The organism is Nostoc sp., assembly GCF_036919555.1.
In the GTDB taxonomy this organism is placed as follows: Bacteria; Cyanobacteriota; Cyanobacteriia; order Cyanobacteriales; family Nostocaceae; genus Nostoc.
Window position 1 is genome coordinate 14,198 of record NZ_JBALCS010000089.1, and the last position, 23,972, is coordinate 38,169.

A 23,972-nucleotide genomic window follows, 5' to 3' on the forward strand; every position below is an offset into this window, starting at 1 on the left:
AGCCTCTGGCTGAAAACGAGGTTTTAAAGGGGTTTGGGCTTAAGTTGATGCCAATAAAATTTGTACGCCCCTATAGCAGATTCATCTGTTGTAAAGATTTTTGATATCATATTTAATATTTCTTGTCAATGCGTAAATTCTACATAAATTTATTTTTACTTTTTGAAAGACCTTAATGATTTGGCAAAGATTCAGTAATCTTACTATTGCCAATGAATATTTGTCGTAGAATTTAGAGGCATTGCAGAGCATATATCCGATACTAATGCATCGCTTTTCTCAAAAAATTACAAATTCTCAAGAGAGCATTTCACAGCAAACTCAACTTGGCCAGATGTCTGGTTCCAAGCAACTGTTTCGCGATCGCTATGAAATATTACAAATTTTGGGTCGGGGTGGTTTTGGGATCACGTTTTTAGCGAAAAATGCCATATTACCTGGGAATCCCCTGTGTGTGATTAAACAGCTTTGCCCGAAAGTGACTAATCCTCAAAGTTGGCAAAGGGCGTGTATGCGCTTTGAAAAAGAAGCAAGAACCTTGGGTAAACTCGGTAGTCATTCGCAAATCCCCATGCTATTAGACTACTTTCAATCGAATGGGGAGTTTTTTTTAATTCAAGAATACGTGCCGGGTTTGACTTTGGCACGAGAAGTGAGGCAAACTGGGATCAAAAGTGAAGCCTCAGTTAAACAATTTTTACAAGAATTATTACCTGTATTACAGTATATTCATAAACATCAAGTAATTCATCGGGATATTAAGCCCCAGAATTTATTGCGGTGTCAGTATGACGGGCGGGTAGTGCTGATTGATTTTGGGGCGGTGAAAGAGCAATTAATTGATGTTTGTGAAAACTCAATCAATCAAGCTGCAAACACCAATTTTATTGGAACTAGGGGATTTGCACCACCAGAACAGTTTTCTCTACGTCCAGTTTATGCCACTGATATTTATGCACTGGGTGTAACTTGTATTTATATGTTGACTGCGAAAAGTCCTTTAGAATTTGAGTATGACGCGAATACTGGTGAGATCTGCTGGCAAAAAGAGGTAAATATTAGCTACAGTTTCGCCCAGATTTTAGGAAAAATGGTGAAAGTTGCGTTAAATGATCGGTTTAAGACTGCCGATGAAGTGATGAAAGCATTAGGTAATCTAAGCTATCTGCCTACTTTGGCTGACTGTCTAACTACCCAAAAATCTACCCAAAAATTAAATAATAAAAGTATTACACAACACGAAAATTCTCAGGAAAATTCTCACGAAAATCCTGACGTATACGTGTCACCTGCCGCCAGAACTGCTAGTGCTATTCGGAAATGGAGAGGAAGGCTAAAATAAACGAGGTCGTAAAGTTAAGTTGAAGCCTGATTGATCTAAAGTATCAAATTAACAATTAATCATGGGCGATTTAAAATATAAAAAATAAATTTAGTAAGCATTTTGACTACATTTTCTAGTCAGTAATGGTTGATTTAAAAGGGTTTTTCTTTAATACTTAGTTACTTGTCGCTGGCCAATATACAAGCAAAATTACTAGGGCTGGCAGATCAAAAAAAATTTCTATTCAGATTATTATATAATCGATAGAATAATTAATCCTATGGCTCTCGTAGTTTTCCACAGATGAGGAAGACTGACTACTATTTACAAACGCTAACTATATTAAGTAATTCCCCAATCCCCAGAACAGGGTTTTCTACCACAAGTAAGCGAGAGCTAATTTTTTTCAGGGAAAGTTCGGGGCAAACTTAGCCAAAGTTGTCATGCAGTCGCGCCTGTCAGATCATGATCTGCTGCTTAAATCCCGATTGCTCAAATCCCCTGAATCCTAATGGAAAGAAGTTTTGCCAAAGTTGTAACACCCCATTGGTGTCACTTTTAAGAAATCGCTTCCGTGTCATCCGAGTCCTTTCAGATGAGGGGGGATTTGGCAGAACCTATCTATCAGAAGATGTAGATAAACTCAATGAACGCTGTGTTATCAAGCAATTGGCTCCAAAATTCCAAGGAACTTGGTCGCAAAAAAAGGCGATGGAGTTGTTTGCTGAAGAAGCGCAGCGACTACAAGACCTTGGGGAACATCCCCAAATTCCGACTTTGCTAGCTTACTTTGAGCAAGAGGGCTGCTTGTATTTAGTGCAGCAGTTTATCAATGGAGAAAATTTGTTAAAGGAGTTGCAACAGCGCAAGGCGTATAACGCTAGAGAAATTCAATCTATTTTGCTAGATTTACTACCCATCCTGAAATTTATCCACGATCGCAAAGTCATTCATCGGGATATCAAGCCAGAAAATATTATCCGTCATAAAAGTGATGGGCGATTAAGCCTGATTGATTTTGGCTCCTCAAAGCAATTCACCGCCAAAGTTCAGCAGAAATCTGGCACATCCATTGGTTCACATGGTTATTCCCCCTTAGAACAAATTAGAGATGGTAAAGCTTTCCCCGCCAGTGACTTATTTGGTTTGGGGGCTACCTGCTTTCATCTGCTAACGGGAAATTCCCCCTTTCAGTTGTGGATGGAATCTGGGTACGCCTGGGTGAGTAATTGGCGGGAATATTTGCGGAGTCCATTAAATCCTGAGTTGGATTTTGTGATCGACAAGCTTTTGAAAAAAGACATCCAACAACGTTACCAGTCAGCCGATGAAGTTCTCAGAGACTTGACTCCAAAACAACTTCTGGCACTGCCACCAGCTGGTAAGTCATCTGGGAAAATACCACCAACTAAAGCTCCAGATTTACCAAAAAGTTATCCTTTACTGAGAATTTTAATCTTAATAAGTGCTTTCATTCTGTTGTTCGGCTTTGGAGAATCTTGGTATAAACATTTTCGCCAGATTCAGACGAGTTTGTTCTCTAGGCTGAGTCAGCATAATAAGCTTGGCAAAGATGAGGCGCTTTTAGGTGAACCGCCAAAGATTACTTTGGGCGAGGTTTCCTTAGTTAACACCCTCCAAGGACACGAAAGCTCAGTTTTATCTGTCGCCATCAGCCCTGATGGGAAAACCATTGCCAGCAGTGGCGGCGACCGCACAATCAAACTTTGGAATCTCGCAACCGGAAAACAAATCTCTTCACTCAACGGGCATTCTCAGCAGGTGAATGTTGTGGCAATCAGCCCAGATGGGAAAACTCTGGTTAGTGCTAGTGATGACAACACCATCAAAATCTGGAATCTGGCAACGCGAAAGCAAATTCGCACCTTGCAGGGGCATTCTGACTCAGTTCATGCCCTAGCCATCAGTGCTGATAGCGAGACTCTGGTTACTGGAAGTGATGACAACACCATCAAAATCTGGGATTTAGCAACAGGAGAGCAAATTCGGACACTGCTAGGGCATACATTCTGGGTGCGATCTGTAGCTATCAGCCCCGATGGCGTGATTCTTGCCAGTGGCAGTTTTGACAAGACGATCAAAATCTGGAATCTGACAAAGGGATACTCAATCCGTACGCTGGAGGGAAATTCTCAAACAGTAACAGCCGTAGCTATTAGCCCAGATGGTAAAACTTTAGCCAGTGCTAGCCGCGATCGCACCATCAAACTTTGGAATCTAGTTACCGGAAAAGAAATTCGCACACTAGCAGGACATGGCAACACTGTCACATCCGTAGCCTTCAGTGCCGATGGTAAAATTATTGCTAGTGGTAGCCGCGATCGCACAATCAAACTCTGGAATCCAGCCACAGGAGAAGAAATTCTGACATTAACGGGGCACACCAACACCGTGACATCCGTCACCTTCAGTCCTGATGGCAAGACCCTTCTCAGTGGTAGTGAGGACAATACTATTAAGATTTGGCGGTTGTCTCAGTGAAATCGGCGGTTAGAAACATTTACCTGAAAAAAAAGCTTATTCATTCGATTACAAATGCAACTTTAAGCAGATTTCTATTTGCAGCTAAAGATTGATGCTGGCGCGGTCAGAATTTAATAAGCTTTAACAATTACTGACAGCAATTGAATTGAGGAATGTGATCGTGAAACGCTTTAATCTCTCCAAAATTTTGGGAAGTAGTGTTCTAGCTCTAAGTTTAGCTACCTTGCCCACTCTTCTACCTGCTTCTGCTCAGACAACAACCACTCCGGATGCTACTGTTAGGGATACGACTACAGACCGCACTGCTACCGACAGAAATTATCGCGATGGTGATTGGGGTTTACTCGGCTTGCTGGGTTTATTTGGTCTGTTTGGTCGCAAGAGTCGCAGAGCCAATGATACTGTAGCTTATGGTGATTCTAATGTGGCAGGCTCCTCTGGCTCCCGTTCTAACTAGGGTTTGCTGAAAAAGAAAGAAAAGCTGACATACTGCGATTATCAGACCAAAGAAGTATATTCAGGTGCAAGACAAGAAAGTAAAATAGCTCACAATCCTTGCATTTAAGTGACTAACACTCAGGAGTATGTCATTAGTAACCATGTACCGAAAAAAGGGTCAGGCGGCAATCTCACCAGAAAACTTTGAACTTGCGTTTTCTCTGAAGTTATGATCAGATAATCGTTGGGTAGTTCTAGCTTCTTTAATACCCTGGGCAGAATTTGAAGAGGAATATTCTTCTGGATTCTCTACAAAAATGGGAGCGCCCGCAAAGACATTTAGAATGGCGTTAGGCGCATTAATAATTAAAGAGAAACTACGGATAAGTGATAGATAAACTGTAGAACAAATAAAGGAAAATCCTTATCTACAGTAGTTTATAGGGATGTCATCTTATAGCAATGAAGCTCCATTTGATGCATCAATGTTAGTCCATTTTCGTGAAAGAATCAGTGTCGTTCTAGTCAACAAAGTGAATCAAGGAACGGTAAAGAAGATGCTAGAAACAGCATCTTCGATTAGCACCGAAAAAAAAACAGAAGAACCAGGAAAAGAAGATAGTACGCTCAAAAATCGGGGAAAATTGATATTAGATGCGACCTGTGCGCCAGGTGATATCAGCTATCCGACAGATTTAGAGTTGTTAAATCACGCGAGAAAGCAGACAGAAAAAATCATCGACTTACTTTATGAACAGGTGAAGCTTCAAGTAGATAAAAAACCAAGAACAATGTTAGTAAAGAAAAAAAGAAACAAGATTTGGAATCCTCTCGGATTCGTAATTGTATTGAGGGAAAATTTGGGCAAGGTAAAAGAAGATTTAGCCTGGGTAGAGTCATGGCTAAACTATCTCATACTTCTCAAACTGCAATTGCTATTACTTTTTTAGTGATGTAAAATCTCGTCGTTGGCAAGTTGCAAGTTCACGGAAACAGTGCGATCAGTGCGATCGCCAAGAGTTTCAGAGTAAGGCAGGATGCGGGTCATTAGGGAGGTTTTGCCCATTTGCTTGGGGGCGCGGATGTTGATCGACGCACCGGGTTGCTGGATGGCTTCGTAACAGAACGATTCGAGCATGGGACGGTCAATGTAAAAGGCTGAATCCAGGGGCATCTGTCCTCCTGGTGGGGTTGCGGGAAGAGGGTAGAGATTGTCTTGCGATCGATCCATTTTGTGGGTTTGCCCTACATTGCTACGAGAATCGTAGGTTGGTTCGATAGGACAGCAGGTTTCAGCCGGGGAGATTGAGCCAATCTCAGCAAAATTGTCTTCATCAGGCTCCAGGTAGAGATAATCATCCTTTAACAAGGTCAGATTAAAGGCATCGAAGCAGCACTTCAAAGTTCGCTTATCGACTCCTACTGAGCCATTAAAGACCTTGCTAAGGGTATTGGGGGTTAAACCTGTTTGCTCACTGAGGTCTTCGAGAGTGTATCGCTTAAACTTTTGCTCAATTTCTATCTCAGCTTTTGCATGATTGAGTTTTCTTGAACCTTGATCCGTCAGAGTCGCACCCCGCCGCCGTAGATGATTTTTTGATTGCAATTGCATTTTTACCTATAAATAAAGTATAAAAATGTGTTAAATGGATGCAAATGTAACCCGTTAAACCTGGATGGAGATTTTGGTAATAATACTCTCTAAGGCTACTCGATGAAAAATCCAGTTCAATTAAAAAGTTTCCTGCTTTTCTTGATAGTGAGTATCGCTCTAAGCAGTTGCAGTCCAGAGAGGAGGGCGGTACTGCGACTAACGGCACTGAACTTTAAAACTCAGGCAAGTGATGCGATTGAAGCTGTCAAAACTATCTATCAACTCAATCCTCTACCGCGCTCAACATAAACGAAGCCTTGCTACAAGAGGCACGGCTCTGCGTCGGAGAACGCCACCCGATTCTTCTCCTGCCGTTACACTATCTTTTTGTCATCATCCTGATTGCGGAATAAATATACGCTCAAACTGTTCTTGGCGATAACGTCGGTAGATATCGAAATCACTATCTAAAGTGGCGATCGCTGAATTCTCAAGTGCGATCGCCGCTCTTGTAGGGTACTTTACACTTCGTTAACACACTATCTAATTATCAATTTGCATCAGGCTTATGAGAAGCGCCTGAAACGACCAAATCTCATAATACACATTATGCTTAATTTGTACAGTGCGTAAGTTCTAATAGAATTCGAGTGAAGAGATTCCCAAACTAGACTTGTAGATGCAGTTGATGTATGCAGTTACCAGTTAATGAACTGTCCCTCTCAATGATTCAGCATCAACGGGTTTGATTAGGTAAGTCTGCAAAAGATGCCCAACAATGGAGGCTATCAAGGGTAATTTTTGGCAGAATTTTACAATTGGTGAGCGTAGCTTGCCGCCGTAGGCATCGCTGTTGTTAATCTCTGCTAGTTTCAGATTAAGGTCAGAACACTGCTCTAACCGTCGGAAAAACTCTGGGTGATTTGTATTCAAAATCAACGGAAATGCCCGTGCAGCAGTGTTATTCGTCTCTTCAATCACTCTGGTATTATATTCGCGCGGGTCTATCCCAATGGATTGATAAAACGTTGCGCGTTCAAATACTGTCAAGGTGTGAGTAGCAAAAACACTCAGCAAAAAGAAACGCACCCACAATCTAGCTCTCCAATTGTTCCATAATTGAGGTTGCGATCGCAGCAGCGCTTTGAAAAAATCTCCATGTCGATTTTCATCCTGACACCAACTCTCAAACTTGCGAAATAGTGGATAAATTTGGTGTTCTGGATGTTTTTCCATGTGGCGATGCACCAAGATGTAGCGCCAGTAGCCAATTTTCTCAGACAGGTAAACTGTGTAAATAATCCACTCTGGCGGAAAGAAGGTATAAGTGCGATTTTTGGTTAAATAACTTAAGTCGAGGGAAAGATTAAAATCTGCCATTGACTTATTCAAAAATCCCGCATGGCGTGCTTCATCCCGTGCCATAAAATTAAAGGCTTCTGCCAAAATCGGACTGCGGTTTTTCAGACGACGCGATAATTCTTTGAACAGCAGAAATCCCGAAAACTCTGACGTACAAGAACGTTCCAAAAAGTCAATAAAAGCGACGCGTGTTTCCCCATCAATGTGATCCCAACACTGCTTAAATTCGTCATCACGGACAAAATGATGACGGTTATAGTCAGTTCGTAACTCTTCTACAATTGCCAGTAACTCTGCTTCCTGCGCCGAAATATCCAACTGCGCCGCAGCTTCAAAGTCAGTGGTGTAAAACCGGGGTGTTAATAATGTTTCCTGAACAGGCGCTTTTACACCTGCTTTTAGCAACTCAGATTCGGGAGTTTCCAGAGACTTAACCATGAGAATCCTTTGATTATTTTATGCTTCAAAAGTTATATAACCATAAATAGGTGTATAAGGACATCAGTTAAATTATTGAAAGTTAATTGTGAGAAATAAGCTTACTGTTTGCTGTTTAGAGTAGTGGAGTGCCAAGACTAAAATGGTGTTAATTGCGAGCAGGTTAAACTAAGCGAATATAAGGCTTTTAATCTTTTCTCTAATGCACCATTTTATCTATTTCGTGCTAATACTAAATGCCCTTTAAAATAAAGTTGTAATCTCGTATACAAAAATGCGGCATAGTCATCCACTTTTCGTAATCCATCAAACCGATAACTATGTGCTTAGTAAACTTCTTACTTTGAAACCAAGATGGAGAAGGAGCTATTGAGAAGAAAGAAAATGCAAGTTGACCACTACCGACAACAAGAGTTCCGTAAGAAGCAACTGTATCAAAGTGAGCACCTATACTATGCAATTCAGGATCATCAACATCAGGCTTTAGGTTTGCAAAGAACTTGCATGGAGGAAGAAGTCTTTGGAAGTCGATGTCGGGTTACTCATTGGTGTAGGACTTCGAGCGGGGAAAATCTCAACTTTCTACCCCCGCTCTCACAGGGTGACAACGAAGTTGTAAGCCATGCGCTGAGGGAGTCATACTCTGTTAAATAAATATTAGTATCTTTATAGTTATATATAAATTAATAGTTAAATAACTTTAGGAGAAATAAAAATAGCTGGGATTTGCATCGGCAGTGGTACTTGCTGGATAGAGTGATGCAGATCCCCTCTAAACCTAGAATAATAATTTTTTAGCTGGCACTGGCAGGCATCCTGAGTCGGTGACTGCCCAGAAACCTTGCGCTTGAACATGAAGGAAGCAACAATGAGTAGCAATCTAGCCATCAAACTACGCTCTGGAACTCAACAAGCCCACACATCAGCAGAAAATGTGGGATTCATGAAATGTTTTCTGAAAGGGGTTGTGGATAGAGACTGCTTCGCCAAGTTCTTAAGCAACTTGTATTACGTCTACAGCGAACTAGAAGCAGCATTAAAGAACTATGTAGACCATCCTATGATTAGTGCGGTTTACTTCCCCGAACTTAATCGTCAATCCTCGCTCGAAAAAGACATGGTGTTCTATTATGGGGATAATTGGCGAGAGCAAGTTACACCTTCATTCGCTACCCAAAAGTACATTGACCGGATTCGGGAAATTTCTGCTAGTGAACCAGCCTTATTGCTAGGTCATGCCTACACTCGCTACATGGGCGATCTTTCAGGGGGTCAAATGCTACAAAAAGTTGCTCAGTCAGCCCTAAAGCTTTCTGGCTATGAAGGCACATCCTTTTACAATTTTGAGCAAATTCCTGATAAAAAGGCATTTAAGGATAAGTATCGTCAGGCATTAAATGCATTATCCATTGATGATATAACAGCAGAACGGATTGTTGCCGAAGCTAATAATGCCTTTGGGTTCAATTTACAGATGGCTCAGGAGTTAGAGGGAAGTTTAATAAAAGCACTCGGTCAAGTTCTGTTTAATAGCCTGACTCGTTCCCAGAATTCAGGTAGTACTGAAGTAGCTGCGGCTAATTAATTTAGTCATTAGTGATTGAGCATTGAACATTAGGTGTTAAGCATTGGTTATTTCCCTCTTACTCCCTTGCTCTCCCCTCATCCCCTCATACATTTATTGGAAAGCAACTCAATGGTTTTTCTATTACCTGCTGTCAAGTTTGATCTGGATCTGATCCAAAAGTACGACACTCGCGCACCCAGATACACCAGTTATCCACCCGCTACAGAGTTAAGCGAAACATTCACTGAAACTGATTTTAAGGCCGCGATCGCAGCATCGAATCAACGCCAAACTCCTCTTTCTTTATATTTTCACATCCCTTTTTGCCAAAGTGCTTGCTACTTCTGCGGTTGTAACACCGTAATTTCTAACAATAAGAATATTGCTAAACCTTACCTGGAGTCTTTGGTTCAAGACATCAAAAACACCGCAGCCTTAATCGATCCAGATAGAAAAGTGCTGCAAATCCACTGGGGAGGTGGTACTCCTAATTACTTGGATCTTGACCAAGTAGAATTTTTATGGAAAAACATCAATCGCTATTTCAACATCGCTCCAGAAGCAGAAATCTCAATTGAGATTAATCCCCGCTATATCGATAAAAACTACATTTTCTTTCTGAGACAGATTGGGTTTAACCGCATTAGTTTTGGTATTCAGGATTTTAATCGCCAAGTTCAAGTAGCTGTAAATCGTGTGCAGCCTGAAGAAATGCTATTTGATGTCATGAGTTGGATCAGAGAAGCTAAGTTTGAAAGTGTGAATGTAGACCTAATTTATGGTTTACCCTATCAAACCCGCGAGACATTTCAGGAAACGGTGAAAAAGACGATTGAATTAGATCCTGAACGAATTGTTGTCTTTAACTTTGCCTATGTGCCGTGGCTCAAACCGACGCAAAAAAATATTCCTCAAGAGGCACTACCCCCAGCAGAGGAAAAGTTAGAGATTCTGAAAATGACCATTGAAGAATTGACGAATAACCAATATCTATTTATTGGGATGGATCATTTTGCTAAAACTAATGATGAATTAGCGATCGCTCAACGCAATGGCACTCTCAAACGCAATTTCCAGGGCTACACTACCCACGCCCAGACAGAACTATTTGGTTTTGGTGCTACATCTATCAGTATGCTAGAAGATGCTTATGCTCAAAACCACAAGGAATTAAAAGATTATTATCAGACCCTTGCAGCAGGTGCTTTACCTGTTAGTAAAGGTATTAAGCTGACTCAGAATGATGCCATCAGACGGGATGTGATTATGGGCATTATGTCTCACTTTCAGCTTCATAAGCAAGACATTGAAAACAAATATCATCTAAGTTTTGATGAATATTTCTCTGAGGAACTAGAGGCGTTAAAACCGCTAGAAGCTGATGGTTTGGTTAGTTTATCAAAAAATCAGATCGAGATTACAGACATCGGTAGATTACTAGTCAGAAATATTGCCGTCATATTTGATACTCACACAAGAACGCGAGAGACAAAATTCTCCCGAACCATTTGATACCACTTTTGCAAATAGTTACTAGATATTATCCCCTCAATCTACCTTGAAAATACGGTTGAGGGGATTTAAATAATTACGAATTACGTTAGCGAGTATTCGTACTCCTGCAAAGAAGCAAACTACGTGCAGCCGAATTACAAATTACTTTAACGCGTCTCCAAAAAGTTAGATAATATTTTCCATCTTAATATAGATATAAAAAAACATCCCATACATTGATCAGGGCAAACGCATCTAAATTAGTCTTGACAAAAACCTTTGCTAATGTATCAACCAAAGAATCAGATTTATCATTTAATTTATTTTTCAAGGGTCAAAGCGATGCCTGGGTTGGGCTACGCCAACGCCTAAAATCTTGTCAATAAGCAAGCGTTAATGCGATTATTTTGGGCTTTATTGAGATTAAGAGATTCTTCTTGACAAGATGCATTTGCCCTGATAGATTGATGAATTTATTAATATCTAGTTATTCTCAACTTATGTATCAATAATTCCTGATTTATCTGGCAAAACTTTCATTTACCATTTTTATACTAGAAATGCCAATTCTCATCCAAATATTTATATAAACTTTTTTGTCTAACTTTTGGATTTAGCATTTATCCCATATGGTAGAAAGAATTTTAAATCAGAGTTGATAACTTAGATACAAGTGAGATTATTGAGGGAGTTATGAGTATTATTGCTTAGATAGTTTTAGGAATTTTGGCAGGTGCGATGCCTACGGCGGGTTTACGCCTACGCTAAAGCTATTTATCCTGGCTATCAAGGTGGTGGAATTCTCTCCACAATAATTTTGGGTATCATTGGTGCTTTCGTTGGTGGAACTCTGTTTACCTTACTACGAACAGGAACTGTGCAAATTGCTGCGGCTGGCGCTGGTTTAACTCTTCCTGTTATTTTAGTGGCTGTGCTTAACGCAATTGTTGCTATTTATCTATGAGGATTAATCAGAAGAAGCAGCAACGTCTAATCGTTGATTGGCAGTTATCAACACTAAGATCATTAGTCTATTTTATCAGTCTTCTAGTTGACTAGTTTAAGAAGCTATAAAACATCAAATTAGCTCTATCTGGAAAAATACTAGCAGACAAGCCGATCCTTTCTGTAACACAAAATTTTTGGAAGTGTAAATCTATGTTTTTTCACAAGAAAGAGCCGATTCATGCAGTTAACGTTAATGAAGCAAATCCTCGTTTTGCTCAGTTACTTCTAGAGCAGTTTGGCGGAGCTACTGGAGAACTTAGTGCAGCTTTGCAATATTGGGTTCAATCATTCCATGTCGAAAATGCTGGAATTAAAGATATGCTCCAAGATATTGCGATAGAGGAATTCGGCCATTTAGAAATGGTTGGTAAACTGATTGAAGCTCATACCAAAAATGTGGATCAAACAGAGGCTTATAAGAGTACTCTCTTTGCAGTTCGAGGGGCTGGTCCTCATTTTCTAGATAGCCAGGGTAGTGCTTGGACTGCAACTTACTTGAATGAGGGTGGAGATGTAGTGCGTGATTTAAGAGCTAACGTTGCAGCAGAAGCTGGCGCTCGTCAGACTTACGAAGCATTGATTAAGTTGGCAACTGACAAAGGAACTCAAGAGACTTTAGTGCATCTGTTAACACGAGAAATTTCTCATACCCAGATGTTTATGAAAGCTCTAGATTCACTGGGTAAGTTGACAGATCCATTCTTTGGTAATATTAAGCCAGATGAAACTGTTGCTCTCTACTACAACCTATCTACAAACGGAGATGGTAAAGATGAGCGTGGCCCTTGGAATTCTGAGCCAACATTCAAATATATTGCTAATCCGCTAGAAAGTCACTCTTAATTCCATAGGTTGATTTGAAGCAAAGAGATTTTTGGCAGATTCTTGAAAACTCCCAATCATCCGGTGGGGAAATAGCTCACTTTGTTTAGCAATTATTGGGCTATTTAGCTATATTTCGTGAAGAAAAAGATTCCCGACTTATTGAATAAGTCGGGAATTTCGGCTAAAAATCAAGGGTTTTTAACCCAGGTCGGTGGGTTTTGTCTGTATAGCCGCGACTTCTAATCGCCCAGGCAAGTAACAATTTAGACTTTTCAAACAACCTCTAAGTTGTCGCCGCCATAGTCAGTAATTAAAGCCCCCAGATGGGGGCTTTTGGTTTTGGAAAAGTTTCTCCACCATTCAGCCAGTTTTCCGCAAGAAAAAGGCAGAGCAAAAGTCAAAATTATTTTTAAAATCCTTGATTTTCCGTTAATTGTTTATCAAGAAAGGCAGAGGGCAGGAGGCAGCTATGTATACGTGTTTGCTGTCTTCAAATACGGGGTGAGGTTACGACTGTGTTGCACCCAAGCGAGAACCGCTATAGTTGCCCTCTCCCAACCGCTATATACGTACTTAATTTAAGTATAATTACAGACGTTTTTTCTAAGTGCTGTCGCTATAAATGAGATGTTTAACAAAATCTCAAAAATCAGTTTTTTGTGCATTTATGAAATTAATCCAGATCCTAAAAGTAGCTATAATTCCTGTTTTGACTGTATTTAGCTTTCTGTCTACATCAAATACAGCACTAGCTGACTACTTAACAAGTCAGGGGGTAGGAGGTGAACACCGTTATGAATTATGGTCTACTGATGATAACAAGGATTACTACTTGAAAATTTGGTCAAATCATCAAGGAAGTACAGAAAGTGACTCATACTCAACTATACATTTCACATCTACTAGAGAAGCTCTAAGTTATTTTGATTCTCTAGAGAGGCGATAAAAAAGAGCCAGAGAACTAACTTTCTGGCTCAAAGCTGGAGACAAAAGAATCATCAAATAAAGGCTAACTTGGGTAAGAGCCTAAAATCTTCCCAGGTTATGCAGGCCTAAAACAGTGCCCACTCCTAAGATATGACCAAAGGCGGTACTTGCTAAAAAGGCTGGTAAACCAAAATCACCTAAGAAATTGCCTAAGGGTAGTTTTGGTTCTGCATTAGGATACTTGATGGTAGATTTGCCAATTGCAATGGCAACGATATTAGCAATAATGATAATCAGTCCAACTGTCGGACTCCATTGCAGAGGTGTAGTTGCAGCAGCGAGTAAGGTTGAAGTAAACACCTGATTTGCTCCTGAAATTTATTAATGATTGAAAATATAATCTGAAACTTTCCGAAGCAAATTCCAGAAAGTACCCAATTTTGCATCAATATTTAACACTTATTCTTACTACTTAATACAACGTGAGTTCAACGCGGTGAGTTGACTGTGGTAACTGCTTTGAACTTAAATCTACAAACCAAGCGGTTTTTTAGTTTTAAATTATACCTTAACTCCAACTGTAACTTCGTCGAATTCACGTCAATGCATCTACAGCAATCCGTGTAGGAGTTACGAACAAAAAGATCCGCGACTTCTTCAATAAGTCGCGGATCTGAAGCTCTCGGTGGAGAGCAAATCAAATAGGATTGCTACATCTATGAAATTACTTTGTATCAATTAGATAAAAATATAATTTTCATCTATCAAAAGTATGAGATATTCTAAATAGAATAATTTTTTATATCTAAAGACATTAAATCCAAATACTTGACTTAAAAGCATACTTCAGGCAGAAGATATAAAAATATTAGACATATTAAATTAAAATAAATATTAATCAAAGTTCTTAAACAATTCAAGTAAGTGTGCTAGACACGAACTTGAAACAGCCTAAAACTTTGTTAAAATCAGCAACACACAAACTATGAACTCTATCACCGAAAAACGTATTGCCTTGATTTCCGTCCACGGAGACCCGGCGATTGAAATAGGGAAAGAAGAAGCTGGGGGACAAAATGTTTATGTGCGCCAGGTGGGTGAAGCACTAGCGCGGCTAGGATGGCAAGTTGATATGTTTACCCGCAAAGTGAGTCTGGAGCAAGACTTGATTGTTCAACACAGCGAGAATTGTCGAACTATTCGTTTAAAAGCTGGCCCCCTTGAGTTTGTGCCGCGAGATGAAATTTTTGAATATTTGCCAGAATTTGTGGAAAATTTCCTCAAATTTCAAGTAAAAAATGACATTAAATACCAGTTAGTTCACACTAACTATTGGCTCTCTAGTTGGGTGGGGATGGAGTTAAATAAAATCCAAGATAGTAAACAGGTTCACACCTACCACTCCTTAGGAGCGGTTAAGTATAACACGATAGAAAACATTCCTCTGATTGCAAGTGTGCGATTAGCAGTGGAAAAAGAGGTGTTGGAAATAGCAGAGCGAATTGTGGCGACAAGTCCGCAAGAAAAGCAACATATGCGATCGCTAGTTTCCACTCAAGGCAATATCGACATCATTCCCTGCGGTACAGATATTCAGCGCTTTGGTTCCATTCCACGAGAAGCAGCCAGGGCTGAATTGGGAATTGAGAAAGAAACCAAAGTTGTATTATATGTAGGACGTTTTGACCCACGCAAAGGTATAGAAACCTTGGTGCGTGCAGTAAACGAGTCTGGGCTACGCGAGTCCAACAATCTTCAGCTAATTATTGGTGGTGGTAGTACTCCAGGTAACAGCGACGGCATAGAACGCGATCGCATTGAGCAAATCGTCAACGAATTGGGGATGAGCGACTTTACCACTTTTGCTGGTCGTCTCAGTCAAGATATTTTGCCAACTTATTACGCAGCTGCCGATGTTTGCGTTGTTCCCAGTCACTACGAACCCTTTGGACTCGTGGCAATCGAAGCGATGGCAAGCGGTACACCAGTTGTAGTTAGTGATGTTGGCGGACTTCAGTTTACTGTGGTTCATGAAGAAACTGGTTTATTAGCAGCACCACAAGATGTAGATGCCTTTGCGTCTGCCATTGACCGAATTCTTTTAAATCCAGAGTGGCGAGATGGATTGGGTAAAGCTGGTAGAAAGCGCGTCGAAAGCAAGTTTAGTTGGGATGGCGTAGCAACTCAGTTGAGTGAACTTTATACCCAACTGTTGCAGCCACAACCAGTAGCGTCAACAGCAAAAGAACTAGTGGAGTCAACAGCCGAATTAGTCCAGTCAACAGCAAAAGAACTAGTGGAGTCAACAGCCGAATTAGTCCAGTCAACAGCAAAAGAACTAGTAGAGTCAACAGCCGAATTAGTCCAGTCAACAGCAAAAAAGCCAGTTTTGGTTACTAAATAATTGTGTTGCGTAACAGAGAATCGTGATTACGATTCCTATATTAGGATGGATGTGGCAAAAGTTCTCAGAAAGAAAGAAAAAGAAAAACACGCAAAATTCTAAGAGTTCAAATCTCTATTAAAAAAAACCACCAGCTTTTATACTGGTGGTTTTTCGGTAATTTTAATTTACTTCAACTAGCTTGGCTAATACGCCGTTGTAATTCGGTTTCAAATTCCTCATCAGTCCGAGTGATAACCTTTGGTCGCTGGTCTAACCTGTCCATTAAAATATGGAATGCTTCTGTGTCCTGTGGGTGATATCTGACCCAATCTCTTAATTCGTTATCTGACATGACTTGATAATTAAGTTTAGTCATGGAAATGTCACCTCACCGTTAGGATATATCTCTATCAGTAAACCAAAAAGTTTTCCCAAAAGGGCGATCGCTTTTCCCAGATCAGAACTGATGATATCAATGCCCCACGCTGTGATTCTGGATGAGTTGGATGAACGAGGACTGATTATCTGGGAGGATGATATTGAGAATGGTGCTGTGAGATGGGCTGAAGCGACAGAGTTGGTTAGCAAGTTTTGATTAAAGGGAAAAACTCACTTTTACGAGTTATGTAATGAGTACTGGAATAGGATCAGCTTTTTTGAAAGGAATTTCTTTTTTTATTGTTGCAATTACTATATCATTATCGTTTGTTTCTGGTATTAGTTTAATTTTACGAACTGTCTGAGTGGATAGATTACCATCTTGTCTTGTAATAATTATTGTGTGAATTCTTTTGGCTTCTTCATTAACTTCAAATCCAACGTAATAAAAAATAGAACATTCCCAAGTTATTTTAAGTTCACGAGGAACGCCGAAATCATTTTCATAAGCAGCTATCTTCCAGCCTGTCTGTTTTGCTAATGCATCTCTTAGCTCTTCCCACGACATAGACATAATGACTAATCCTTGCTATATTTAGCCCTATTTGGTTGAAATGTTATTTATAGTAAAACCTCACCTATTTTGTAATGTTTAAAAATAAGTCTTATCTCCACGGCTAAGACTTATAGATATTTATTACTTATGATTGATTTTCTAATGCTCGTCTCTTGCGTCTACTAGCGTTACGTCTAGCGCTACGTCCTAACTTTTTAGCTTTATCTTTAATCCACTTCTTTATATGTTTATTATTTTCTCTAGAATTTTTTCTCCTCTCTTCATAAGTGTCTATTCCTGTATCTCCATCTTCTCTATGTAGCCTGTCCTTCCCATCTATCGAGTGATTAGCCCAGCAACTGTGTTTATCTCAAGGAAGTCCCAAAGAATTAAACATAACAGAATCACCATAACCATTTGTATGGTAAAAAACTTCTTCTCCACAATGCCGACATTTGGTTGGATAAGTCTTTCGCTCATTTTGGGGTTGTTTGTAGAAGCTCTGGTAACTCGTCATATCAGTTATCCAAGTTTAGGGTTATTAGCCAACTTTCGGTTATTATCTAACTTTTTTATATCGTCACACCAGAAACGATGTGCCACTTATACTAGATACACGAACAACATAGACAATTCGTGTGTCTTAAGGGGTCTGGATTGGAGTCTTATGCTGTTAATAAATTGACACGCTCCAGACTCGCTTAATTAGTGGCAGACTGCTGGTTAGAGAATAATGTATCGAGAAGTACCAAAACATATAAGTGTTTTAGTGATCGCTTTTTGGAAAAAAACTTTTTGGTTTACTGCTATAGGAATCCGGTTTGATTTCTGAAAAGATACGTAGGGGAGCCAGTGTGTTACGGAGGTTCCCGAAGCTCGATGACTCGCTCTAAACGAAGCCGTGCCGAAGGCTTTACGCTGCGCTATCCGTTGTAGCAACTGGCGTTGTGTTAGCGACAGCGTAACCCACCAAACCGTTGATAATGGTGCGTTACGAACTTCGTTCTAACACACCCTACATACCTAATTTTGTTCAAAAATCAAATAATTTAGGTCATCTCGTATTTATTGTATAAAAAATTAACTTGTAACCTAAGTGCAAAAGTCTATCTTAATCATAGATTTGTGCTTTTTTTTATTCGCAGCTATCACCAAACCAAGTAACCGCTATGATAGTTGAGGTCAGCTATGCTTTGACTAAACGAAAATAAAAGCATAGCGATCGCTACCATTTGAATGTTAACAACTAATCGCTTTGCAACCAGTTGACTTTACCACTCTCACAGCTGCTTGTAGCGAAATCCGCGCTAACTGGCTACCATCACGCTTAGAACAGGTTTACCAACGCGATCGCTATACTATTGCCATAGCATTACGCACGCTGAAACAACGGGATTGGCTACAGATTTCTTGGCATCCCCAAGCTGCACATATTTGTATCGGCGATCCACCACCGCGATCGCCAGATACCTTCACCTTTAGCCAACAACTGATACACCAATTGAGTGGTTTGGCACTGGTGGCTATTGAAGCGATCGCCCCTTGGGAGCGTGTTATTGATTTGCAATTTGCCCGTCGTCCCGGAGAAAGCGCCCTATATCATGTCTATGCAGAAATCATGGGCAAGTATAGCAACGTCATTCTCACCGACGCCAACAATATAATTATCACCGCCGCCCATCAAGTCAGTCAGCAACAATCTAGTGTCCGTCCCATCCAAACCGGACAACCTTATGAAACACCACCGAAACTAACTGGGACTGTCCCCAGTTTGAACGAATCCCAAGAACGTTGGCAAGAACGGGTAAGTTTAGTACCGGGAGCAATCAAGCGGCAATTGCTGAAAAGTTATAGTGGCTTGAGTGCCGCACTACTGGAGTTAATGCTCCTAGAAGCAAATATCGCACCAGAAACATCCACCGATAGCCTTAACCCTAACGATTGGCAACGGCTATTTGAGCGCTGGCAAGAATGGCTGCAAGCCTTGGATTCCAGTAAATTTCAACCCGCTTGGACAAAAGATGGTTACACCGTGATGGGTTGGGGTGTAGTTGAAAACGTCAAAGATATCCAGGAGTTACTCAACCGCTACTACAGTGACCAAATTGACCAACAGTTATTTTCCCAATTGCGCCATCAGTTGAGTCAGAAATTAAATAATATTCTGGCGAAATTACGGAATAAAGCTCAAACCTTTAAGACGCGCTTACAGCAATCAGATCAAGCTGATGAGTATCGCCAAAAAGCTGATTTATTGATGGCTCACCTGCAAAATTGGCAACCGGGGATGAAAGAAATTATCCTTGCTGATTTTGAGACAAATTTGCCAGTAGCGATCGCTCTCCAACCAGATAAAAATGCTGTCCAAAATGCCCAAAGTCTTTACAAACAGCACCAAAAGCTTAAACGCGCTCGTTCTGCTGTCGAACCGCTACTATTAGAAGTGCAGACAGAAATTGAGTATTTAGAACAAGTAGAAGCTGCGATATCTCAGATAGATACCTACCAAACAGCAGAAGATTTGCGAGCTTTAGAAGAAATCCGTGAAGAGTTGATTGGGCAAAAGTATCTAGAAGATCCAGAATACCGCAGCCGCAGCGCCAATGAAGTCCCCAGCACCAACTTTCATCGTTACCTTAGCCCCGGCGGCTTTGAAGTATTAATTGGTCGCAATAATCGCCAAAATGACCAATTGACCTTTCGTGTAGCTGGGGATTATGACCTATGGTTCCACGCTCAAGAAATTCCAGGGAGCCATGTGCTACTACGTCTAGAACCAGGTGCTGTTGCAGAAGAAGCTGATTTGCAATTTGTAGCTAATCTTACCGCCTACTACAGTCGCGCCCGTCAGAGCGATCAAGTGCCAGTAGTTTACACTCAGCTAAAACACGTCTACAAACCCAAAGGAGCAAAACCGGGAATTGCCATTTACAAGCAGGAGAGCATCCTCTGGGGAAAACCACAATTAACAATTCAAAATTAAGAGGATTGGGCATTGGGCATTGGGCATTGGGCATTGGGCATTGGGTTTTAAACCCAATTCTCTGATAAAAATTTTGTTTTGTTAACAAAAACCATGCAGTTAAATCGAAGTAATTTCCTCAGATTTGTGATCCAGTCAGAGCCAGGAAAACCAGCAATATCTAACGGCTTGCGAGCCGCGTTAGCGTTGGGCGTTCCCATGCTAATTGGGCAACTGATCAACCAAAGGGAAAGCGGATTATTGCTTGGTTTAACGGCTTACTTTGTCAATTTAGCGAATGTTGGTGGCCCTTACCGGATCAAAGCTAGGACGATGGCTGCTGCTACTTTGGGAATAGCTGTTTCAGTATTTGTGGGTACTTTAGTCGCTAAAGTACTAGCGCTAACGGTGGTACTGACATTTCTCTGGGGACTTGCTTCCGGTTTGGCGTCGCTGTACGGTAATGCTGGTGCAAATGTCGGTTTGGTGGTAGGGACATCATTTATTTCCGCGATCGCACAGCCAGGAGACTTAGAATCCGCACTCATGCGATCGCTGCTATGTCTAATTGCCGGTGGATGGGCGATGCTACTTTCCTTAGTAATGTGGCCTTTTAGACCTTATGATCCACTACGGATAGCTTTGGCTTCTTGCTTCAGTGCAATCGCCAACTACATTCAGGCATTTGTAGGTAAAGTAGCAACAACTGAAAATATTCTCGAAATTAGACAGGCATTAGAGACAGCACGCACTATTTTAGGTACATTACGGATTGGACAGTCGGCTCGGTGTTGGATGAATGAGCAGTTATTGGTGCTAATTCAAGATGCCGATCGCTTGCTTGGCTCAGTTATTGCCTTAACAGAATTACTACAAACTCATTTAAAACAACAGCAATATCACGCAGTCCAGCAATTAGTAGACGATGCACTCGCACAAATATCACTCATTCTTCAAGCCATAGCGAAAGTCATATCTCGCAAGCCTGCTAGCATCGATCTGGGAAATCTTAACCGCATCTATGAGGCACTGAAAGAACAAGAAAGTCTCCAAAGAAAAGCAATTGCTGGGAGTGAGACCGATTATACAACTCTCGTTGCTCTCAGTAACTTGGTGCTGATCGTAGAAAAGCTGATCAAGCAATTGCAATACACGGCTCAGACAGCTAAATCTCTGGCAGATCACAGCAAAATGAGTCAACGCGATGTAGATAGACTTCTTTTAGTTAAAGAGGAACAGCGATCGCTCTTAAGTTTACTCAAAGAAAACCTCACCTTAGACTCAGCAATCTTTCGCCATGCTCTCCGCATTGGTGTGAGTCTAGCTATAGGCGTAATATTATACAGCATTACCAATTTACCAATGGGGTATTGGGTGACACTGACAATCATCCTAGTCCTCAAACCGAACTTGGGTGCAACTTTCCAGAGGTTTTTCCAGCGAGTTGGCGGGACTATCTTGGGAGCTGTGTTAGCTGCTGTCCTACTTGCAACCATCACCAGTCAGCCTGTATTAGACACAATCATTCTGCTGACAGTCTTTTTTGGCATTTCCCTGATCCGTTTCAACTATGGGTATTCGGTGGTTTTCTTATCAATATTTGTGTTACTGATTATCGATATTGGTCATCCGATTGGTTGGCAATTTGCTGGTTTTCGGGTGTTGAATACATTAATTGGGGCGGGACTAGCTTTTGCGAGTCATTACTTTATCTGGCCAAATTGGGAACGCGATCGTTTACCCAGTCAACTCGCCACTGCCTTGCGAGAATGTCAGAAATACTTTCGGGATGTGATGGCTGTTTACCAGGGGACAAAGGAGCGTGACTCTACCATTATCAGTCAACGGCGACAAACTGGACTGGCAATTGGCAATGCCCAAGCCTCATTTCAAGGATTGCTGCGCGAACCCCAAATGCACAAAGAATTAGTAGAACCAGTGATGACGCTGCTGATGTATATGGGACGTTTTACTAATGCCGTGACAGTCTTGGCAGTACATCTCGAACATTTTCGAGGAACAGTGCCACTGCCGGAATTAGAAACCTTTGTCCGCCAAATTTTGCTCCTGTTAGAGCAGTTAGCTGATTCAGTACAGCAGGAAGTTGCCCCACCGCCCTTGCCTGACTTGGAAGAAACGCTGCAAAAAATCCAACCGCACCTACAAGCACTCCGTACAGCCCGTATCCAAGAGCTAGCTGTCAATCAAGGACATACACCGATTCGTCAAGCAGTCATTGATTACAGCATATTAGATTTGGAGATTGACCAGATTGTTCGGCGGTTAATTGCTATGCACTCAGCAATGGTACGGTTAGTATCAGGTAAATAGAATACGATATGTTTGCTTTCCTTGCGCGTAAAAAAGCTGACGAATTTCTTGACTAAAGAAGGCATCCTCGCGAGCGATTGGACAGCGCCGAGGCATTTCTTGCAGAGAGACGATTGCTTTAATCAGCCCTTGATACCAGAGTTGGGCGCGTTCATCTGTGGTAAACTGAGAGAAACTTAAAAATGAGGCATCTGCTTCGGCTTTCGCAATGCTGGAGAAATCAATGCGGTACGTCATGCTTCAAGAGACAATCCATATTTCTGATTTTGTTCAGCAATGAAGTCCTCTAAACTCGAAAATTTTCCTTGCTCAAAATCATCAAGCCCACGTTGGATTCCCTTTAAAGCCTCAAAAAAATCTTGATCGTCCAAACTCAGCCCTAAAGTCAGAACCGCCAGCGCCATTTGCGAAATATCTTGTCCAGTACTTTCAGCACGCTGTCGCAGCAGCGCCTCAACTTTTGGTGGCAGATCAAGCGTAATGGACATTGTGATTTTTACCTCAGTGAGACTGGTTTTATTATAGCGATGTCTACGACGGGCTACGCCTACGCACCTCATAGATTGGGTAAAGCGGACTGCTAAAGTATGGGATGGAGATAGTTCGCGATCGCCCTAATTCATATCTTGCACCTGGAAATATTGATGTCAAAACCACAACTAAGTGTAAAAGGAATTAATCGCTCAATTTCAAGTAAAAGAAGAGACACGACTATTCGAGGGAAAATAGATTCTAAGGCAGTTTGTGCGGCCTGACCCCAATCAGGTGGTGATGGGAACTGAATTTCGAGATAAGTCCAATGAGCAATGAGGTAGGTAGTCAGAGAAAGGATAAGCCAGCGATACATACCAAGCAGAGTACCTTGCCCAAAACGATGTAAGCCAAAGCGATGTTTGGCAGTTTTAAACCAACCTTCTATCTGCCAACGACGCTTACCCCACCACTTAAGAGTAGAAGCTTTAATGGGTCGAGTAGATAGAACAAAGCGCTTTTCTAGCTTTCCATTATCACGTTTTAAGTAATACCAAGATACGGTGACAGGAAACTTTAAACCAACTAAACGAACTTGTTGTCCCTGCTTATGTAAATGTCTTAAAATTCTCCCATCAACTAATTTACGATTAATAGGTATCCCCGTGACAGCATGATATTTAAGCTTGCGTACACCATGAAGAAATTCAACGCTGCCAAAGGCAGTATCGGCTAAAATCATCACTTGAAACTTTTGAGTTAAGCATTTAGGCAAACGCTTGACTAGCTTTAACCCCAACTGTGCTGGCGATGGAGTACCCTTACCTTTCCATACTCGGAAACTCCAAGGTATACGCCACTTTCCAACAACTAAATAAACTACTACCAGATGTAGACCACGCTTAGAGTTATAAACTCTTATTAAATCTTTAAAGTCTTGAAATTTACCTCGTTTTTCTAGAGTTGTCAGGTCAATAATTACCTGTAAAAATGGTCTGCGCCCTGTGCCACATTGGGATAAATTCTTTAAAACTGTTTGGAGTATATGGTTACGAACGGTACGAATCATATCCCTTGTTGACCAAGGATTAATATTTAAAAATCGACTTAATGCACTCGGAGATTTTGTTTGACTGTGTTCAGGTAGCGGATGTCCTTGCGCTTCTAAGAATAACCCCAACATTACTTCGAGGTTATCTTTTTGGTACTGTGTGGGCATCAACTCTTTCAAGGTGTAAACTAACTCTTGGGCGTGGGCAAGCATTGTTCTTGCTGAATTTAGGAATTACACGCCCTTTTTCTCATGTTTTTAGCCGACTAAGCAAATTCACATTTGGAAATTGGCGATCGCACTACGAGATGACGCTTTTCGTCATCCCTGCATCTTATACTTTTCAGAATTAATC

At 41.0% G+C, this 23,972-nt stretch carries 22 protein-coding genes and 1 pseudogene; 15 read left to right on the top strand and 8 right to left on the bottom strand.

Annotated features, from left to right (window positions below):
• Positions 1-265: 265 nt before the first annotated feature.
• From V7K36_RS24440 to V7K36_RS34290, 5 genes and pseudogenes are all read left to right on the top strand, one after another.
• On the top strand, positions 266-1,342 hold the full coding sequence (locus V7K36_RS24440) for a serine/threonine-protein kinase (RefSeq protein ID WP_335120116.1): 1,077 nt from the start codon (positions 266-268) through the stop codon (positions 1,340-1,342).
• A 447-nt stretch (positions 1,343-1,789) separates the two neighbouring features.
• Positions 1,790-3,826 carry a serine/threonine-protein kinase gene (locus tag V7K36_RS24445; RefSeq protein WP_335120118.1) on the top strand — a complete coding sequence of 679 codons (2,037 nt, stop codon included), beginning with the start codon at positions 1,790-1,792 and terminating at the stop codon, positions 3,824-3,826.
• Positions 3,827-3,989: 163 nt separating this feature from the next.
• Positions 3,990-4,286, top strand: coding sequence for a WGxxGxxG family protein (locus V7K36_RS24450; RefSeq protein ID WP_335120120.1), 297 nt, complete (start codon positions 3,990-3,992; stop codon positions 4,284-4,286).
• A gap of 142 nt (positions 4,287-4,428) precedes the next feature.
• Positions 4,429-5,058: pseudogene (locus V7K36_RS24455) on the top strand (transposase); the annotation flags it as partial.
• 29 nt (positions 5,059-5,087) lie between these two features.
• The gene (locus tag V7K36_RS34290; RefSeq protein ID WP_442948514.1) at positions 5,088-5,225 is read left to right on the top strand and encodes a transposase; all 138 of its coding nucleotides are present in this window, start codon (positions 5,088-5,090) and stop codon (positions 5,223-5,225) included.
• On the opposite strand, the gene V7K36_RS24460 is transcribed toward V7K36_RS34290, so the two are convergent.
• Positions 5,214-5,879 carry an AAA-like domain-containing protein gene (locus V7K36_RS24460; RefSeq protein ID WP_335120122.1) on the bottom strand — a complete coding sequence of 222 codons (666 nt, stop codon included), beginning with the start codon at positions 5,877-5,879 and terminating at the stop codon, positions 5,214-5,216. The two genes, V7K36_RS34290 and V7K36_RS24460, sit on opposite strands and share 12 nt — an antisense overlap.
• Positions 5,880-5,981: 102 nt before the next feature.
• Between V7K36_RS24460 and V7K36_RS24465 the strand changes: the two genes are divergently transcribed.
• Positions 5,982-6,170, top strand: coding sequence for a hypothetical protein (locus V7K36_RS24465; RefSeq protein ID WP_335120124.1), 189 nt, complete (start codon positions 5,982-5,984; stop codon positions 6,168-6,170).
• A gap of 396 nt (positions 6,171-6,566) precedes the next feature.
• Here the strand turns inward: V7K36_RS24465 and acsF are convergent, their stop codons facing one another.
• Positions 6,567-7,661 carry a magnesium-protoporphyrin IX monomethyl ester (oxidative) cyclase gene (gene acsF / locus V7K36_RS24470; protein ID WP_335120125.1) on the bottom strand — a complete coding sequence of 365 codons (1,095 nt, stop codon included), beginning with the start codon at positions 7,659-7,661 and terminating at the stop codon, positions 6,567-6,569.
• 868 nt (positions 7,662-8,529) lie between these two features.
• Between acsF and V7K36_RS24475 the strand changes: the two genes are divergently transcribed.
• The 5 genes from V7K36_RS24475 to V7K36_RS24495 all read left to right on the top strand — a co-directional run bounded on the left by V7K36_RS24475 (position 8,530) and on the right by V7K36_RS24495 (position 13,501).
• Positions 8,530-9,246 carry a biliverdin-producing heme oxygenase gene (locus tag V7K36_RS24475; protein ID WP_335120127.1) on the top strand — a complete coding sequence of 239 codons (717 nt, stop codon included), beginning with the start codon at positions 8,530-8,532 and terminating at the stop codon, positions 9,244-9,246.
• A 111-nt stretch (positions 9,247-9,357) separates the two neighbouring features.
• On the top strand, positions 9,358-10,740 hold the full coding sequence (gene hemN, locus V7K36_RS24480) for an oxygen-independent coproporphyrinogen III oxidase (protein ID WP_335120128.1): 1,383 nt from the start codon (positions 9,358-9,360) through the stop codon (positions 10,738-10,740).
• A gap of 715 nt (positions 10,741-11,455) precedes the next feature.
• Complete coding sequence (locus V7K36_RS24485) at positions 11,456-11,686, top strand: GlsB/YeaQ/YmgE family stress response membrane protein (protein ID WP_442948515.1); 231 nt, start codon at positions 11,456-11,458, stop codon at positions 11,684-11,686.
• Positions 11,687-11,880: 194 nt separating this feature from the next.
• Complete coding sequence (locus tag V7K36_RS24490) at positions 11,881-12,573, top strand: manganese catalase family protein (RefSeq protein WP_334827947.1); 693 nt, start codon at positions 11,881-11,883, stop codon at positions 12,571-12,573.
• 649 nt (positions 12,574-13,222) lie between these two features.
• Entirely contained in the window at positions 13,223-13,501 is a 279-nt protein-coding gene (locus V7K36_RS24495) for a hypothetical protein (RefSeq protein ID WP_335120130.1), read from the top strand.
• A gap of 80 nt (positions 13,502-13,581) precedes the next feature.
• On the opposite strand, the gene psaK is transcribed toward V7K36_RS24495, so the two are convergent.
• Entirely contained in the window at positions 13,582-13,842 is a 261-nt protein-coding gene (gene psaK, locus V7K36_RS24500; RefSeq protein ID WP_335120132.1) for a photosystem I reaction center subunit PsaK, read from the bottom strand.
• A gap of 625 nt (positions 13,843-14,467) precedes the next feature.
• On the opposite strand from psaK, the gene V7K36_RS24505 reads away from it, so the two are divergent.
• Complete coding sequence (locus V7K36_RS24505; protein ID WP_335120133.1) at positions 14,468-15,886, top strand: glycosyltransferase family 4 protein; 1,419 nt, start codon at positions 14,468-14,470, stop codon at positions 15,884-15,886.
• A gap of 172 nt (positions 15,887-16,058) precedes the next feature.
• On the opposite strand, the gene V7K36_RS24510 is transcribed toward V7K36_RS24505, so the two are convergent.
• Entirely contained in the window at positions 16,059-16,244 is a 186-nt protein-coding gene (locus V7K36_RS24510) for a DUF6887 family protein (RefSeq protein WP_335120135.1), read from the bottom strand.
• Positions 16,245-16,334: 90 nt separating this feature from the next.
• Between V7K36_RS24510 and V7K36_RS24515 the strand changes: the two genes are divergently transcribed.
• Positions 16,335-16,463: a hypothetical protein gene (locus V7K36_RS24515; protein WP_335120137.1), complete on the top strand. Its 129-nt coding sequence runs from the start codon at positions 16,335-16,337 to the stop codon at positions 16,461-16,463.
• Between the two features lie 27 nt (positions 16,464-16,490).
• Here the strand turns inward: V7K36_RS24515 and V7K36_RS24520 are convergent, their stop codons facing one another.
• A complete protein-coding gene (locus V7K36_RS24520; RefSeq protein WP_335120139.1) occupies positions 16,491-16,820 on the bottom strand; it encodes a hypothetical protein in 330 nt (109 codons plus the stop codon).
• Positions 16,821-18,057: 1,237 nt separating this feature from the next.
• Between V7K36_RS24520 and V7K36_RS24525 the strand changes: the two genes are divergently transcribed.
• A complete protein-coding gene (locus tag V7K36_RS24525; protein WP_335120141.1) occupies positions 18,058-19,785 on the top strand; it encodes an Rqc2 family fibronectin-binding protein in 1,728 nt (575 codons plus the stop codon).
• Between the two features lie 93 nt (positions 19,786-19,878).
• Entirely contained in the window at positions 19,879-22,095 is a 2,217-nt protein-coding gene (locus tag V7K36_RS24530) for an FUSC family protein (protein ID WP_335120143.1), read from the top strand.
• Here the strand turns inward: V7K36_RS24530 and V7K36_RS24535 are convergent.
• The 3 genes from V7K36_RS24535 to V7K36_RS24545 all read right to left on the bottom strand — a co-directional run bounded on the left by V7K36_RS24535 (position 22,084) and on the right by V7K36_RS24545 (position 23,830).
• Complete coding sequence (locus tag V7K36_RS24535; protein WP_335120145.1) at positions 22,084-22,332, bottom strand: type II toxin-antitoxin system RelE/ParE family toxin; 249 nt, start codon at positions 22,330-22,332, stop codon at positions 22,084-22,086. The genes V7K36_RS24530 and V7K36_RS24535 overlap by 12 nt on opposite strands.
• Positions 22,329-22,583, bottom strand: coding sequence for a hypothetical protein (locus tag V7K36_RS24540; RefSeq protein ID WP_334873726.1), 255 nt, complete (start codon positions 22,581-22,583; stop codon positions 22,329-22,331). Before V7K36_RS24540 ends, V7K36_RS24535 begins: the two co-directional genes overlap by 4 nt.
• Positions 22,584-22,714: 131 nt before the next feature.
• The gene (locus V7K36_RS24545) at positions 22,715-23,830 is read right to left on the bottom strand and encodes a transposase (protein ID WP_335120147.1); all 1,116 of its coding nucleotides are present in this window, start codon (positions 23,828-23,830) and stop codon (positions 22,715-22,717) included.
• Between the last annotated feature and the right edge of the window lie 142 nt (positions 23,831-23,972).

Excerpts from the sequence above, each read along its gene's own strand:
- V7K36_RS24440 (WP_335120116.1), top strand. The coding sequence starts at position 266 with ATGCATCGCTTTTCTCAAAAAATTACAAATTCTCAAGAGAGCATTTCA.
- V7K36_RS24445 (WP_335120118.1), top strand. The coding sequence starts at position 1,790 with ATGATCTGCTGCTTAAATCCCGATTGCTCAAATCCCCTGAATCCTAAT.
- V7K36_RS24460 (WP_335120122.1), bottom strand. The coding sequence starts at position 5,879 with ATGCAATTGCAATCAAAAAATCATCTACGGCGGCGGGGTGCGACTCTG.
- V7K36_RS24465 (WP_335120124.1), top strand. The coding sequence starts at position 5,982 with ATGAAAAATCCAGTTCAATTAAAAAGTTTCCTGCTTTTCTTGATAGTG.
- acsF (WP_335120125.1), bottom strand. The coding sequence starts at position 7,661 with ATGGTTAAGTCTCTGGAAACTCCCGAATCTGAGTTGCTAAAAGCAGGT.
- V7K36_RS24475 (WP_335120127.1), top strand. The coding sequence starts at position 8,530 with ATGAGTAGCAATCTAGCCATCAAACTACGCTCTGGAACTCAACAAGCC.
- hemN (WP_335120128.1), top strand. The coding sequence starts at position 9,358 with ATGGTTTTTCTATTACCTGCTGTCAAGTTTGATCTGGATCTGATCCAA.
- V7K36_RS24490 (WP_334827947.1), top strand. The coding sequence starts at position 11,881 with ATGTTTTTTCACAAGAAAGAGCCGATTCATGCAGTTAACGTTAATGAA.
- V7K36_RS24495 (WP_335120130.1), top strand. The coding sequence starts at position 13,223 with ATGAAATTAATCCAGATCCTAAAAGTAGCTATAATTCCTGTTTTGACT.
- V7K36_RS24505 (WP_335120133.1), top strand. The coding sequence starts at position 14,468 with ATGAACTCTATCACCGAAAAACGTATTGCCTTGATTTCCGTCCACGGA.
- V7K36_RS24510 (WP_335120135.1), bottom strand. The coding sequence starts at position 16,244 with ATGACTAAACTTAATTATCAAGTCATGTCAGATAACGAATTAAGAGAT.
- V7K36_RS24515 (WP_335120137.1), top strand. The coding sequence starts at position 16,335 with ATGATATCAATGCCCCACGCTGTGATTCTGGATGAGTTGGATGAACGA.
- V7K36_RS24520 (WP_335120139.1), bottom strand. The coding sequence starts at position 16,820 with ATGTCTATGTCGTGGGAAGAGCTAAGAGATGCATTAGCAAAACAGACA.
- V7K36_RS24530 (WP_335120143.1), top strand. The coding sequence starts at position 19,879 with ATGCAGTTAAATCGAAGTAATTTCCTCAGATTTGTGATCCAGTCAGAG.
- V7K36_RS24535 (WP_335120145.1), bottom strand. The coding sequence starts at position 22,332 with ATGACGTACCGCATTGATTTCTCCAGCATTGCGAAAGCCGAAGCAGAT.
- V7K36_RS24540 (WP_334873726.1), bottom strand. The coding sequence starts at position 22,583 with ATGTCCATTACGCTTGATCTGCCACCAAAAGTTGAGGCGCTGCTGCGA.
- V7K36_RS24545 (WP_335120147.1), bottom strand. The coding sequence starts at position 23,830 with ATGCTTGCCCACGCCCAAGAGTTAGTTTACACCTTGAAAGAGTTGATG.